A 15,442-nucleotide genomic window follows, 5' to 3' on the forward strand; every position below is an offset into this window, starting at 1 on the left:
AAAAAACCACAACTTAATTTTTATTCTAAAAAAGTGAATTAAAATTCATATTTTTATTTCCATCAACAAAACTCCCTGATATTATTAGCGCTCATTTATTAACGTACTAAATCTAACTGGGATCAATTTTTATGTTTAAACCAAGCCTGTTAACCTTGGCTGTATCAAGCGCACTGAGCGGTGTATTATTTAGCGGTAATGCAACAGCACAAGAGCAAATTATTGAAAAAAATAAATCGCTTGAAGTTATTGAGGTTACAGCAACACGCCGAAGTGGCTCTATTCAGGCTGCGCCTCTTAACATTACTGCGCTTGATGCCGATGTAATGAAAGACCAAAATATCAGCGAATTAGCCGATGTAGCGCGTTGGGTGCCAGGTTTAACAATTACTGATCAAGGTGGTCGCTCTGGCTCACCTATTATAGTTCGTGGATTAAATACAAATTCATCAGGCCCTTCATCAGATGGCGGCACGGTAGCCACTTACATTAACGAAATTCCAGTATCGGTAGATATGCGCCTTGTTGATGTAGAACGAGTAGAAGTACTTATTGGACCGCAAGGCACATTGTATGGCGCAGGCACATTGGGTGGCGCTATTCGTTACATGCTTAAAGAGCCAGAGCTTGATTTCATATCAGGTGAAGTATTTGGTGATGTTTTTCAAACTCAAGAAAGTGATTCGGTCGGTGGCGAAGCCGGTTTTATCTTCAACTTACCATTGATTGAAGACAAACTGGCGGTACGTACCAGTTTAAATATTTATGAAGACCCAGGGTTTATAGACTACGCCTACACCGTTCGTGAACCAGGTGTGTCGATTACCGACCCTGATTGGACAAACCTTGATGCGGTTAATAGCAACCTTAAAAATGTAAAAGACGCCAACGGTGAAACAACCACAACTGGCCGTATTTCATTGCGTTACAAAGCAAACGAGTCATTTGAAGGTACATTAAACTACTTCTATCAAAAGCAAGACACCGAAGGTCGCTCCATTGTTCATCACAACAGCCTTAATGCTAACAATGGCTTAAATGATCGCATTGGCAAATACGAGTCAGCGTACCGTTATGAAGAGCCACGGATAAAAGAAGACCAATTACTAAGCCTTGAACTTAAAGCCGACTTAGGTTTTGCTGAGCTGGTCTCAGCTACCGGTATTTCTCAATTTGACGCCGATGGGCAACGCGACCAAACTGATCTTTTAATTCGCTTAGACTATGGCTACGAAGAGTTCCCTTCGTTTTCAGCGTTTACCCGTGAAATTGACGAAAAAGACACCTTTACCCAAGAACTGCGTTTAGTCTCACAAAGTGATAGCGATTTAAGCTGGATTGTCGGTGGTTTTTACAACAAAACCGACACCGATGCATCAAGCAGAGAGTACACACCAGGCTTTGATCAGTTCGCGGTTGATAATTTTGGTGGCGCACAACTTAGACCAGACTCTTTAGAATATTTAGAAATTACTGGCAGCAAAGTCACTGAATCAGCGCTTTTTGGTGAAGTGGGTTACCAAGTAACCGATAAACTCGACATTACCATTGGCGCGCGTTTTTACGAATACGATGTTGAGTCAAAAGCGGCTTTTGACTTCCCATTAGCAAATACCTTGTATGAAGGTGCTGCACCTGATGCAATTTCAGTTAACTTTGAAGAAAACAAAGCAGGCGACAACGGTAATCTGTTCAAATTTAATGCTAAGTACCAATTTACAGATTCAGTAATGGCGTATGCAACTATAAGTGAAGGATTTAGAATTGGTGGCTCAAATGGCTTAGTGCCTTGTCCTGTGCCCTTACCTGAGGATCAACAAACAGGCTGTGGTACACCAGATGAAATGCTATACGATGCAGATACAACCACCAACTATGAGCTAGGCTTTAAAAGTACCTGGATGAGAAGCCAGCTACACTTTAATGCCGCACTATTCAATGTAGATTGGGATAACGCACAAATTGCCGGTGCAACAACAGTAGGCCAATTACCGTATTTATCAAATGCTGGTAGCGCAAATGCGAAAGGGGTTGAAATTGCCACGCGTGCAATTTTATCAGACTCATTTACTGCCTATGCAACTTATGCCTATACAAAAGCAGAGCTAACTTCAGACGCACCGTATTTATTTAATGCTGACGGGAGTGATGGCGCGGTAGATGGCGACCGTTTACCAGGCTCGCCAGAGCATCAGTTCTCCATGGGGATTAACTACCAAACAGACGTGTTAAATGATAAAACCCTCGATATAAACTACGGTTTAACTGCACAAAGTGATGTAATTTCAAAAGTAGGCCTACGTGACAACGGTGAAGCACTCCCGGGTTATAGCTTAAGTAATATTTCAGCTAAATTAACCGCCGATGCGTGGTCGACTACTTTATATGTAGATAACCTATTTAATAAATATGCGGTTACCTCTGTTCGTCGCTCAGATGCGGATATTACAACAGCCAATGGCGCGGATATACAACGTAACTATGGTTACTTTATTAATCGCCCGCTTACTGTTGGCATTAAATTTAACTATAAGTTTGAAATATAATTAAACGATACGTTGGGAATATAATTAAGCGATAAGTTTAAGTACAATAAAAAGGCTCAAATTAATTTGAGCCTTTTTATTTTGTAAGTACATTATTTATAAGAGTATTCATGCAGCCAAACTTAAAGCAACTACACCAAAGCGCTATCAACAACTTAAACCAAGGCAATATTCAGCAAGCGCATAAAGCACTGGTTGAGCTGGTAACACAAAAACCAGACTTTGCTGATGGCTACTTTTTGCTCGCTATGGTTAATTTACAGGTTGGTCAAATTTATAAAGCGATAAAGCTAATTGAAAAAGCATTAAGCTTAACCCAGTCTATTGAATATACTGCGCAACTTGCCAAGTGTTACGCCCTTACCGGCGACTTACAAAAAGCAAAAAACACTGCCCTTAGCGTTAAGCTGAAACATATTAGTAAAGCATTGGATGCCGATACATTAGGCGTGGCGCTCACCCAAGCAGGTTTACATCAGCAAGCGGCTGACTACTTTACATGCGCGTTAAATTTAGCTGAGGCGAGTAACAGCAGCCAACCGCAGTTTTATTATAACTATGGAGTATGCGCTAAGTTTTTAGGCCAGTTTGATAAAGCACAGCAAGCGTTTGAAAATGCCATTGCACTGAACTCGCTTCATCATCAAAGTCATTTTGCCTTAGCCGATTTAACTAAAGTCACCGAACATAATAACCACATCACGCGATTAAAAAATGTATTCGAACAGGTCAATCATCCCGACGCTAAACTGCATATAGGTCATGCGCTGGCAAAAGAATATCAAGACTTAGGAGAGTTTTCAGCAGCCTTTGCCGCGTTACAACAAGGTAAAGCAGCAAAACTCGCTAATAAGGCGTTTGATAACCAAGCGTCTGAGGCTTTATTTGCACATATCAAACAGCTCAGTGATAAATACAAAAACCAACAAACAGCTGGCAACCAAAGCAGTGAGCCAATTTTTGTATTAGGCATGCCGCGCTCTGGCACCACATTAGTTGAACGCATTTTATCAAGCCACAGCGACGTACAATCGGCGGGCGAGCTGCAAGACTTTGGCCTAAGTGTAAAAAAACTTAGCCAAACGCACACGCCTCAAGTACTCGATATAGACACCTTAAACCAAGCTTACCAGCTTGATTTTGCAAAACTTGGCAGCACTTACCTTGAAGCAACCCGTGTTGTAACCGGCAGCCATAAACACTTTATTGATAAACTACCGTTTAACTTTTTTTATATTGATTTAATTACCAAAGCCCTGCCAAACGCCAAAATAATTTGCCTACTTCGCGACCCCATGGACACCTGTATTGGTAACTATCGTCAGCTATTTACTATTAATAACCCCTACTACGCGTACTCCTTAGACTTACTCGACACCGCTAAATTTTACAGCCGCTTTTATAAACTGATGCAGCACTTTAGCGCCCTGCACAGCAATATTAAACTAGTAAAATACGAAGAGCTCATCGCCGCACCAGAGCAAAAAATAAAAGAGTTAGTGAGCTATTGCGACTTAGACTGGCAACCACAGTGCCTTGATTTTCATTTAAACACCGCACCGGTATCAACCGCTAGCAAAATGCAAGTGCGCCAACCGCTTAACAACAAGGCCATAGGCCGCTGGAAGAATTTTAAGCCCCATACAGATGAAGCGCAGACCCATTTAGTTAATGAAGGAGTTATAGGTTTAATGAAATAACAACAAATGTTACGTGGACGGGTAGTTCATTGTGATTAATTTTAAAGTTACCGGATGGATTCACGAACTCTGATCAAGCGGGTTGATATAATAATTAACACACCACAAACTATACCCAAACCAATGGATTTACTTAATCCCAGTGATCCTAAAACAGGTTTTATCATAAAATAATTAAAAATAACCATAGGTAAAAGCGCAACGAAAAACACTTTTACATTAAAGGTTACTGCAAATGGTTTTTTGCATTGTGGGCACTCTCTTATCTTGCTCCAACTTTGTAGCGCTTTAGAAAAAAATCCAATTTTTTCTTCACAATGAGGACATTTATAAAATTGTTCATTCGCCTCAAAACCATCCTCTACTTCATGACTCGTTGTTGGATTTTCAAGGCGATTATTTAACTCTTTCTTTAGTTCTTTAGTTCATTTGTTCTTTCAGGATACGCTTCTTGATCGATAGCACGTAATGACTCTTCTAGCTCTGAAATTGAATATTCTGAGTAATTTGGTTCCATACCTGTGTTCTCCTTGTTTAATAAAGCCCACTGAGAAATAGTTTCGTTAAAGTATCCTCAAGAGGCGCTAGTCGACTGTTTTTTATATAAATAAAATAAATGAAAGGTCGCTATAAAGGGTGCAATAATAATATATATAAAAATAAATTCTTGCGGTTTCATCGTACTAAATTCAGTCGTAGTTAAAACGACAGGACAAAAACTACAACCTAATAACAATCCAACTATCACAATAATAGGATGCTTTAATACCGTTAATTTTTTCATCGTTTTTATTAATGAATGTAGTGACCATAAACCATATGCACCACCCAGCAAAAAATAGCCCAATAAAGGATTTAATGTAACTGAAAATACAACCCAACCAAATATACTATAAATCAAATAAAGCAATAACGTAGGTATAAAAACAAAAGCAGTATAAAGAGATATTATTTTTTGTAATTGAGAATTACTCATACGTCTTATAAACATCCAAAACTGTATTAAATAACAGATAATAGCTGGCTAAAGCATCGTGCGATTGCAATATGTCGCTTTTTCAAAATCACTAATATTCATTGCAATGTTAGAAATTTCAGGAAATAAAGTAACAAGCTTACTAACAATTACTCGTGAGAGGTTCGCTTTTTGCTCTGTTGTTCTTCCTTGCATTATATGGGCAAACACATGGATAAAGTCTTCACGCTTATTCCCCAAAGAAAGTATTAAATGGATTTACTCTAACTTTTATATCACCTTCGTCAAATAAACCTGTAGCGTGAGCTACAAAATGAATTTGTTCAATAATGTATTCCTCATCATGTTCCCCAAAAACACTTTCAGAACAGTCCATTATAAAATGAGGCATATACTCTCCTTGATATTAATCGCTAATATGAATAGTTTGACCGCATCTTACTTGTGAATAAGGTTCATATTGGTATTTATCTTAAATACATTTTTTCAATACAGCTTATATAAACATTTCGTGAGGATTTAAAAAAAACATTCTTTTCCAACCCTGAGTCTGTGTTGTAGCTAACCAAGGAATTGGAATTATTGATAAGATTGAATAATGAATATGCGGTTGTTTTCCCTGGGCATTACCTGAATCTCCCAAAACACCAATAACTGAGCCAGCCTTAACAACAGTACCCGTTGTAACAGAGTAACTGTCCATATGCGCGTAATAGTGAATACGCCATTTAGGCCCTAATACTGCCACTACATTCCCGCCTTTACGTACTGTGCCCGTATAAATGACTAAGCCTTTGCTAGAAGAAAGTGTGGTAGTCCCTTTTTTACCAAATATATCAATCCCTTTATGGACCACAGAGCTTCCCCATGGCTCATACCAAAAAGTATTATGGTTCCAATCATTGGGTGTTGCACCCTCAACAGGAATAACAATGTCATCTGGTATGATCATACCTATAAGGAAAACTGCGGTAAGTAGAACGAGTATAAATCTTAATTTTTTCAATGAGCTATCCTTGGCACATATTAACTGAAACACTCCCTGTTAGTGTGTCTGCGTGGGAACTATTCATACAATGGGCTTTAGTTTATAAAGGGAAGATTTTAATGCCCTAACCAGGCCCAAGTTAATGAAATCCGCTGCCCTAGGCCATCCCTGCATTACTCAGCATATTAATTAAGCTGATATTAAACCGAATTAAGCTCGTTAAATCAACACACTAATTTCGACTATAAGTTAAGTTGAATATGAGCGCCTCAATTAACATAAGCGTTTACATTATCGATTGTCTGCAAAGTGCCAGAAGCAGACAGTCAGGAGTTATAATGTCTGAAGTCAAGATTTGACCCCTTTGGCTCCTGACCCCTTTGGCTTATGTATGAATCCATTCGATTAACGATCGATTAACGAGTTAAAAATAGTGGGCTAAATTGAGCAAAGCGAAAAGCCCGCTGCTTTTAATCCCTGTTTAATTGCTTGTTATGCGAACTCTTCGAGTATGCCGTATAAGCCTACAAACCTCACACCTAACTTATCATTGTGTTTTAAAACTATTTCTAACTCATGCTTTTGATACATAACCGAATTAGCTTGCACTGAACCATTCCACGATCTCATTAATAATATTGCAGAACTTTCTACGTCAATTCCCCACCAAGTCTCAACATATATATTCAAAAAGTTTACTAATGATTTTAAAGCGATAAGAGAATCTTCTGCGGAGTAATACTCTGAATTAAGTGCCATCTTCGTTATTTTGCACTTTTCATTTGAGTCATCCTGAAGTGCTTTATGATAATAAGCAATACCATCGTTACCAGCAACAGTAGACACCTCCTGCTTTAATGTTTTTACTTTCGGGTGTACCAATGAATTGCGTTGATCAATTAACTTTTTAACAATCTGTGTTTCTTTTTCCCCACGCGGCAACGATTCGTCTTTATGCCACTGGAGTACAAAATCGAGTTTGTCTAAGGTCGAAAATTTATCAATTTTGTCTTTTATTTTCGAGGTTATTTCAACTGATGTAAGAAATGAATTAGCAGCCGCTTCTAGAGCATAGTTAACAGACATAATACTAGATTTTGACAATGTATTTTGCGTGTTTTTATCACATTCCGAAGATGCAAGTTCATAAAGTAAAACTGCATCTGAGAAAATAGAAAAAAATGTATTATCCGTTATTTCTACTGAACGATTCATAACACTCCGTGGTCGCATAACGTCCAACTCAGCGGGCAATTGGAGCGGAGCGTAAATTGATCCGCTGTAGTTGATTGTTATGCACGATCATGACGCCAATTTAAGTATTTACAGAGCCCTTCAAGATCTGGAAATAAAGTATGACTATTTACACCATGCCTATCTAGAGCCTTAAGTAAATCTTTCCTAAAGACCTGCGGGATATGAATTTCAAATACAGATTTTTTAATCTCAGTATTTTTCTCTAGGGCTACGAATTTTTTAGTCTTCTGTGAGAATTTATGAGATGTAAACCAACCGTGCTGTGCCACTATTCTTGGGTTATTTAGTGTTGGCCTAAAAACTCTAGTTGAACCAGTATCAAAAGGTCCTTTATCTGAGCTATGTAAGAATTCGTCAGCATAAAGAACGTATACATATGCATCTCCTTCCTTGTAATCTGAGCAAGCAAACCATAAAGCTGCAAGCGGATTACTTGACCAGTCCAATAATCTAGTCTTTAAACCAAAATGCTGTGCAACAACTAATAGATCCCAATCAGACATGTCAGGACTTGAGATCAGAGAACTTCCCATCCTTCGCAATTCATTAAGCGTATCTCGTTCTGCTTTTGTAGTATTTTTTTTCGGATTATCTCTACATACACTAGGGAGAAGATTACCTTCAGACGCCTGCCCCCTGAACAAGACTAACTCAGATGTTTCATCAAGATCTTCAATTTCATAAATGTAGTCAGAGAAACTACAAATTGTTTTGGATTCCATGCCTATCCTTTAGTGCATAACGCCGCCAGCAGCGGCCGAGTGAAACGAGGTCCAGCCCATGCGTGTTTTTGCATGGGCGACGAGGCTGACTGGCCTTGTTAAATGCTTTCATTCCCAGCCTAGCTCGCTATATGTTTTTTTATCTTCTTCAGGGTAATCACTTTTGTACTCACCCCAATTCATGTATTCGTAATACTTAGTCATTGCTTCAAAGTGTGATGATGCCTCACAAGTCCAAGCAAGCTTAGCGTTTGGCTCTAAGAGTTTCCTCGCGCCTTCACCCTTCTCGCCAGACATACAAAAAGTCTGCTCACCTTCACTTTCAATCCAGAATTCATGCTTCATAGTTTTTGACATTTAACGCCTTAGTAAACGGCGCAAAACAGTAGGCTAAAATAAGCGACGAAGGAGCGCAAGCCTACTGTTTTGCGTCCACGGTTTAATTAATTTGTTATATTGCAAATGCACCAATCATAATTAAAGCGACGATTGCAAAAGCTATAAGAAAGTATTTGCCTAGCCCTTGAACCAATTTCATTTCTTGTTGGTAATTTACCTTTGCCTTACTTACTTCACTTTCGTTCTTTTCAAAACAATATGGGCACTCTTCAAAGTCTTCCGACACAGGCAAACTACATTTAATACATTGTCTGGGAGATCTAGTGCGAAGGCTCGGCTCCCCGAGCATAAAGCTAACTTCGTTTAATTCAGTAACTCCCGAATACCCAACATCTTTACTTAACCTTTGCCTAGATGTATTTAATTGAACTGCTTTATATTCATTATCCAGCTTTATTTTTTCGGTATTACTCAGCAATAGCTCTTGTGGTAGCTCAAAATTACAAAATTCACAATGCGATAATCTTCGATTAAAAATAGTCTTATCGCAATTTGGGCATTTATACTTCATATTTGATTGCAATTTAACGACTTTCTCACCGGTAAATTAGGAGCGCAGCGAGTAATTTATCCGCGTGCAGAAACTTGTTAGATTTCATCTCCGAATACTTTTCCAGCAACGATAATTGAACCGTTTTCCAACACCTCTATTGGCATACTAAATGTTGGTGGTTCCCAAAAGCTTAGAAACTTTCTTCTATCGCTCGCTATCATTTCTGTTAAATATTCCTGGATTTCCTCTGCATACAAAGCAACCATGCATATTTTATATATTTCTTGCCTATCACTGGGATTCCCAATAAGTATGCTAGCATTCCTTGGACTGCCTTCAATTTTGACACTAAAAGTAACCATTTGGCCTTTTTCTTGAAGCTTTTTGATCACTTCCAGCATGTCATTAACTCCGCCCGAAGCTTCATCAGAAGCTTCGGGCTTTTCCGAATCTTCTGAAATAGTTTTTTTGATCAGCGCAGAAGCCGCTTGCTTACCCAACTCTGAGCCGAAGCTTTTAAGGAATGAACTTCCAAGGAAAATAGCTAGGATATTCTGCCAATTCGCAGCCTCAAAAATTAGTTGGACAATTTCATTAGGCCCATCTAAACCGACTATTTTTTCTTTTTCGGGTGCTGTATTTGTAATGCTTACAATTATCGATTCAAGACTTTTAATCTCATTAGGGCAAGGCTCGTAGACCAAGCCAATATTAATTAATGCCACGAGTTTCTCCTTTTTAAATCTAACGCCTCGTTAAGAGGCAAATAATATGTTGGCTAAAATAAGCGACGCAGGAGCAAAAGCCAACTGTTATTTGTCCTGCTTTAACGACTTGTTAGGCATACATTAACCGTGATGTCGGCGGATATGCTTTACTAAACCTGATTCGTTAAACTCTAATGAGACGATATTAGTTTTACTATATTCAATGGTTTTATCTAGATGCGCAGGCTTAACTTTACCCATTTCAGTCATTTTTATAAAAACAACATTAGCCCCTACCATAATTTCGTTTATCTCAATATTACTGTTTATAACTTCATCTTTTAGTTTACCAATCATATCTGAACGGAGTTTCGTTTTATCAGTATACGTAAACTTGAATTTAACATGTTCATCGATGAAATCATCAGATAATAGCGATATATAATGGTCTATTTCTTTAGTGGTTGTATTTGGTTGTTGGCGTGCATTTTTGGCTGATACAAATGCCTTTGCTTTTTCGATTAACTGATCTGCCGTGAACTTGTCATTTGCAGAAGCTGAAAAAGATAAAATAAGGAATATAAATACTAAAGTTAATTTTTTCACTGAACTATCCTGTATGCCTAACAATTTAATAGTGCGCTCATCGCGCATATTTCTGCCGTTATAACGCTCATTTACCTACTTTATGTAGTTTTAACAAATTCCCTAAGATATTACTATCACATAGTTTTTTATTATCTTAAAGCAAAGTTAAATGGAACAATATGCGCGCAGCGCTCATTTTCATGAATATATGCGCAAAGAGCAGTTTAACCAATCAATTAACGACGATATTTAGCCAATCTCAATGGCTGGTTTTCGCTCTTTACCAAATTTTACTTAAGCGCAGAAGGCGTTGTAATCTTGCTAGTTATTTGTGATAACAAACTCGTGGTAGCCTTCTGTTTCAGGGGGGTCAACTTTATCAACACGCACAACGTTTAATTTAGCAAACAAACTATTCCAAAATTTCAACGCTGAACTATCGTTTAAATGAACTGCTACATGCCACTGATTTGTTTCAACAGGCATCAAGTTTTGAATAACAAATTTGGCAATGCCCTGTTTTCGATATTTGGGTAGAATAAAAATATCAGCCAACTCAGGTATTTCTTTGCCAACGATCTCAGTTGGTTCTACGGTAGCAAAACCAGCAATTTGGTTAGAAACGAGTACAAGATAAATAATGCAGTCTTCCTCACCACGCACTACACATTCTAAATATTCTTCATCAATATCATAGCAACCATCTGAACCAACATCTTCTAAATCAAATATACTCTGATGATATTGGTAAAACTGCCACAGCATTTTTATTGCAGCGATATCGGTTGATTCAGCTTTTCGTATTGTAGTGTCCATTTTATACCTATTTCCTTATGTGTGGTCCGACATTAGCTTTCATTAAAGAGATTAAGATTCGCTAGTAGTTATCTTTAAAAAACATCATGTTATTAAACGATAACTACTCGAAAATAACAACAAAATAAATTTTAAGAATGGATTGAAAAAACTGCCAACAAGCGGATAAAACTTCACATCATACAGAAAAGCTCTGACTAACAGCTTCTCGCTCTTTGTCTAACTTCGCAAAAGTGTCAACTTTAGTCATTAAGGACTCTCTCGTTTATGCTTAAAAAGTTGTCGAAAATACGACAAGGTGGGCTTTGTACGATATCACAATAACGTGGTCAAAAAGGTTAGCAGGCAAACACAAGGGAATGGACGAAGTGCATATTTTATTCAGGCGCTAAAATATAGAAATACCATTGTTAATTTAATAAGATAGGCTACAAATTTAGAACCTTAGTTTCTGTTTGCTTAAATTATTGAGTCGACCGTAACTCTTACCTCTGCGATCGAAGATGATATTTAAATTTACCAAAAACTGGCTCTCTCCAAATTTTGTTATGGTTGTTTTGTTCTCAATAATATCCATGATCTCTACCTTTTATTTACATGACTCTGAGTCTGTAAAGATAAAGGCTGCTTTGTTTGTTTCTCCTTTTTTCTATTTAACAGGGCTCTATTACTTTTTGCATTTATTAACAACACCCAATGAAATTACTTTAGGCAACAACAGTATCGAAATTGATGGTAAGGTTTATTCGTTAGGCTTAAATACTAAGTGTAGTGTTTTATTTAATAAAGCATCACAGGCTGAATTCGAAATAACCATAAATAATAAAAAGATTGTCACAACGTCTTTTTTTTATAAATGTGATTTTAATGAGGAAGAATTTATCAGCTATTACATTGATAATGAATATGTGTTTGCAGACTCAATGGCATTTAATTAATGGATAGTATCAAGCTGCTTTTAGTTAAATGCACACCTGTCGGTTCCCGTTGATAGTAATGACAGAACTAACTTAGATTTTGCAGTGACCAGCTAAACCCATCCTTATGGCTCATACCTACATGCTAAGTTTTGATCTAATAATCAAAACTCAGCACGTAAATTAAGGGTTATTGCTCATCGGCGTCGCGAATGCGTTCTTTACGTTCTTGCTCTTCATCAAAGGCGGCTTGAATTTCGTCAAGTACTGAGTCTACATCTGCCGCTTCGCTGTCGTCTTCAAATTCGCCACTGAGTTTTGAGTGCGGGGTTAAGTTAGCATCTGCAAACAGTGCCCACATTTCTTTGGCGTATTGCGTGTGCAATAACGCAGGTGCAAATTGGCCATAATAGCGGCGCATGTTATTTACATCGCGGGCAAACATCGCCTCGGCGCTATTATTAGCAGAGGCGTTAACCGCTTGGGGTAAATCAATAATTACTGGGCCGTTGCTATCTACAAGTACGTTAAATTCAGATAAGTCACCGTGAATAATCCCTGCGCACAGCATGAGCTTGATGTAATGCATCATTAATGTATGCTGCTCAATGGCTTGTTGCTCGGTTAAATCAACCGCGCCAAGTTGTGGTGCAACATCGCCTTCATCATCACTTACAAGTTCCATTAGCAAAACACCGTCAATGCAGCCGTAAGTTTGCGGTACCCGAACACCTGCTGAAGATAAACGCGACAGCGCGTCAACCTCGGCATTTTGCCAAATTTCTTCTTCTAATTGACGGCCATAACTTGAACGCTTACCCATAGCACGGGCTTGGCGGCCACCACGTATTTTTCGTCCTTCTTGGTACTGTGCAGCTTTTTTAAAACTACGCTTACTGGCATCTTTGTATACTTTAGCGCAGCGAATGTCATCGCCACAGGCGACTACAAATACATCGGCCTCTTTACCGCTCATCAAACGGCTGATCACTTCATCAATAAAACCATCATCAACTAATGGCTGTAAGCGTTTAGGTATTTTCAAACGACACCTACTAAAAATACAGGGTTGGCTTTTTGTTTTGCTATGTGGTTCAAACGAGGCATACCTTTGGGGATTTAAGAAAATTATAAATTATTAGTAAACTTTAAAGTTACATTTAATGACTAAATTACGCAGCTAGAATAAGCGACTACACAGAAAAAGCCAACCGCCTTTTGTGCTTTTTAAACATTATTGAACAAGAGCCTAGATAAAACCAAAAAACGAGTACGGTTTAGCGTACTCGTTTACTTTGTATTATTAAGTGTTTAGAACTGCCACACCAAAGACGCCCAATAACGGCGACCATCTTCAACATAACCATACTCTTGCTCTGTGATCTCTTTATCAAGCAAGTTGTAAATTCCAGCACCGAGTTTAACGCTGTCACTTAGCTGATAATTAGCACCTAAATTGGCAATGGTATAATCAGGGGCAATTAAACTGCTTTGTGAAGGCCCTGTGGTAGGCTGGCTTTCTTCTCCACGATATTGCACACGTAACCATCCGCCTAACTTATCTGTTGGACGCCAATTTAAAGACGTTTGTAAACTATGTTTTGGTAGCTGATTAAGTGGGCTCCCCTTATATTCACCGGTTTTTTGCTCTGAGTCGGTGTAGGTATAACTGGCACTCACATCAATATCAGTTGAAATATCGTAATCTACTGATAGCTCAACACCTTGGGTTATGGCTTCATCCACATTAATGTACGTAGTTGGCATGGAGCCGAACTGATTTGGGCCATCTGTGCACTGCGTTAATGGGCATGCTATACGAGTTATTTTGTCATCAAATTCATTATAAAAAACGGTTGTCGATATACTTAAATCGCGTCCAGAGTCATAGTAAACACCCATTTCATAGTTCACTGATTGCTCAGGCTTTAAGTCAGGGTTACCATAAATATTACCGCCACGACTCACTTGTCCCCACTGCGCAGTAGATTGGCGAATATTTGGCGCACGGAAACCCGTTGATATGCCGCCTTTGATGGTGATCGCTTTAGATGCGCTATAAACACCGTATAAACGTGGACTCCAATGACCGGCAAAATTGCCATCATGATCGTAACGTAGGCCTGCGGTAAGCTTAAAGTCATTCGTTGCTGCCCACTCGTTTTCACCAAAAACTGACCATTGCTCGTTTTCTACATGGGTTAAGTCGCTAATTTTATTACTTGTATAATCATCCAATGACTCTTTTAAATAGGTCGCACCAAACGTAGAGTTATGATCACTAAATAGCGGTAAACTCCAAGTTGTTTGAATGTCGGTATTTTCGACAAACATTTCACGTGAGTTATTATCAAACTTATCGTATTTAATGTAACTACGCGACGATCCAAAGTCATAAAAACCATTGTGTGACATAGAGTATGTTTGTTGCTCATACTCAGTAGTTGCTGATTCAGGGCAGCCACGTCGACCACAACTTTCTCCTGGAGCAAGCTCGGCAACTGTTTTGCCGAGGGTTTCATCTAATGTTTGTTTTGCCGAGCCAAGTTCAAACATTAATTCGTGACTATCATTAGGTGTTAATGTGAACTTAGCTTTTACATTACTTTGTTCTTTGCCTCGAAATCCTGCAGTAAAGTCATCTTCATTTCGCTTTGAAAATTGACCGTATAATTGCACGCCCAATAGATCTGGAATAATGCCACCAGAAGTGAAAAAGCTGGCTTGGTTTATATCACCTGACTGGCTTTGCTCTTGAATGGTGCTGTCTAAACGCAGTTCTCCATACCACTGCTCTGGCGCTTTACGGGTAATAATATTGATCACACCACCAATAGCATCAGAGCCATACAACGACGACATAGGGCCACGTATTACTTCAATACGTTCAATCGCTGAAATTGGCGGCGTCCAAGCACCTTCTACGCCCGGGCCATCACTATTTGGTCGTGTTTCTCTTGAACTTTGGCGTTGTCCATCAATTAAAATAAGCGTGTATTGGCTTGCCATACCACGCAAGCTAATATCTTTTCTGTCACCTCCACCAGTGACTATTACACCTGGAATATCAGCCATTGCGTCAGTTAAGTCACGATAAAAGCGTTTTTCTAGCTGCGCTCTGTCGATAACACTAATACTTGCAGGTGCCTCTTTGAGCATTTGTTCGTAACCAGAAGCAGTGACAACCATTACTTCCATATCTTGTTTTTTTTCATCAGCAAAAGCAGGGTTAGCAATTGCAAAAGTACTTAAAATAAATGCAGTTACCGGCCTTAACTTACAACTTACCGTGTTCATGATATTTCTCCGTGACATTTAGCATGTAAATGATAA

At 38.7% G+C, this 15,442-nt stretch carries 15 protein-coding genes; 3 read left to right on the plus strand and 12 right to left on the minus strand.

Going from position 1 to position 15,442, the window contains the following annotated elements; all coding sequences use genetic code 11:
- Positions 1-131: 131 nt before the first annotated feature.
- Together AN392_RS00285 and AN392_RS00290 are read left to right on the plus strand one after the other, a co-directional pair.
- Entirely contained in the window at positions 132-2,546 is a 2,415-nt protein-coding gene (locus AN392_RS00285) for a TonB-dependent receptor (RefSeq protein ID WP_055011460.1), read from the plus strand.
- Between the two features lie 110 nt (positions 2,547-2,656).
- On the plus strand, positions 2,657-4,246 hold the full coding sequence (locus tag AN392_RS00290; protein ID WP_055011461.1) for a sulfotransferase: 1,590 nt from the start codon (positions 2,657-2,659) through the stop codon (positions 4,244-4,246).
- Between the two features lie 574 nt (positions 4,247-4,820).
- On the opposite strand, the gene AN392_RS00295 is transcribed toward AN392_RS00290, so the two are convergent.
- The 10 genes from AN392_RS00295 to AN392_RS00340 form a co-directional block, all read right to left on the minus strand.
- Positions 4,821-5,222, minus strand: a complete 402-nt coding sequence (locus AN392_RS00295) for a hypothetical protein (protein WP_055011462.1) — start codon at positions 5,220-5,222, stop codon at positions 4,821-4,823.
- Between the two features lie 229 nt (positions 5,223-5,451).
- Complete coding sequence (locus AN392_RS18690; protein WP_235575554.1) at positions 5,452-5,613, minus strand: hypothetical protein; 162 nt, start codon at positions 5,611-5,613, stop codon at positions 5,452-5,454.
- 105 nt (positions 5,614-5,718) lie between these two features.
- Complete coding sequence (locus tag AN392_RS00305) at positions 5,719-6,228, minus strand: M23 family metallopeptidase (protein ID WP_055011463.1); 510 nt, start codon at positions 6,226-6,228, stop codon at positions 5,719-5,721.
- A gap of 474 nt (positions 6,229-6,702) precedes the next feature.
- The gene (locus tag AN392_RS00310; protein WP_055011464.1) at positions 6,703-7,425 is read right to left on the minus strand and encodes a hypothetical protein; all 723 of its coding nucleotides are present in this window, start codon (positions 7,423-7,425) and stop codon (positions 6,703-6,705) included.
- Positions 7,426-7,502: 77 nt separating this feature from the next.
- A complete protein-coding gene (locus AN392_RS00315; protein ID WP_055011465.1) occupies positions 7,503-8,189 on the minus strand; it encodes an FRG domain-containing protein in 687 nt (228 codons plus the stop codon).
- Between the two features lie 108 nt (positions 8,190-8,297).
- Positions 8,298-8,546, minus strand: a complete 249-nt coding sequence (locus tag AN392_RS00320; RefSeq protein ID WP_235575555.1) for a hypothetical protein — start codon at positions 8,544-8,546, stop codon at positions 8,298-8,300.
- 94 nt (positions 8,547-8,640) lie between these two features.
- On the minus strand, positions 8,641-9,099 hold the full coding sequence (locus AN392_RS00325) for a hypothetical protein (protein ID WP_055011466.1): 459 nt from the start codon (positions 9,097-9,099) through the stop codon (positions 8,641-8,643).
- Positions 9,100-9,176: 77 nt separating this feature from the next.
- On the minus strand, positions 9,177-9,806 hold the full coding sequence (locus tag AN392_RS00330; protein WP_055011467.1) for a hypothetical protein: 630 nt from the start codon (positions 9,804-9,806) through the stop codon (positions 9,177-9,179).
- Positions 9,807-9,929: 123 nt separating this feature from the next.
- Positions 9,930-10,394: a hypothetical protein gene (locus tag AN392_RS00335; RefSeq protein WP_055011609.1), complete on the minus strand. Its 465-nt coding sequence runs from the start codon at positions 10,392-10,394 to the stop codon at positions 9,930-9,932.
- A 303-nt stretch (positions 10,395-10,697) separates the two neighbouring features.
- On the minus strand, positions 10,698-11,192 hold the full coding sequence (locus AN392_RS00340) for a GNAT family N-acetyltransferase (RefSeq protein ID WP_055011468.1): 495 nt from the start codon (positions 11,190-11,192) through the stop codon (positions 10,698-10,700).
- A gap of 575 nt (positions 11,193-11,767) precedes the next feature.
- Between AN392_RS00340 and AN392_RS00345 the strand changes: the two genes are divergently transcribed.
- Entirely contained in the window at positions 11,768-12,130 is a 363-nt protein-coding gene (locus AN392_RS00345) for a hypothetical protein (RefSeq protein ID WP_055011469.1), read from the plus strand.
- A gap of 169 nt (positions 12,131-12,299) precedes the next feature.
- Here AN392_RS00345 and AN392_RS00350 read toward each other — a convergent pair whose 3' ends face one another.
- Positions 12,300-13,154 (minus strand): PA4780 family RIO1-like protein kinase, encoded by an 855-nt coding sequence (locus AN392_RS00350; protein ID WP_055011470.1) that lies wholly within the window; start codon positions 13,152-13,154, stop codon positions 12,300-12,302.
- A gap of 266 nt (positions 13,155-13,420) precedes the next feature.
- A complete protein-coding gene (locus tag AN392_RS00355; protein ID WP_055011471.1) occupies positions 13,421-15,406 on the minus strand; it encodes a ligand-gated channel protein in 1,986 nt (661 codons plus the stop codon).
- Positions 15,407-15,442: the final 36 nt, after the last annotated feature.

Origin of the sequence: Pseudoalteromonas sp. P1-16-1b (genome assembly GCF_001401785.1) — a bacterium.
Taxonomy (GTDB): Bacteria; Pseudomonadota; Gammaproteobacteria; order Enterobacterales; family Alteromonadaceae; genus Pseudoalteromonas; species Pseudoalteromonas undina.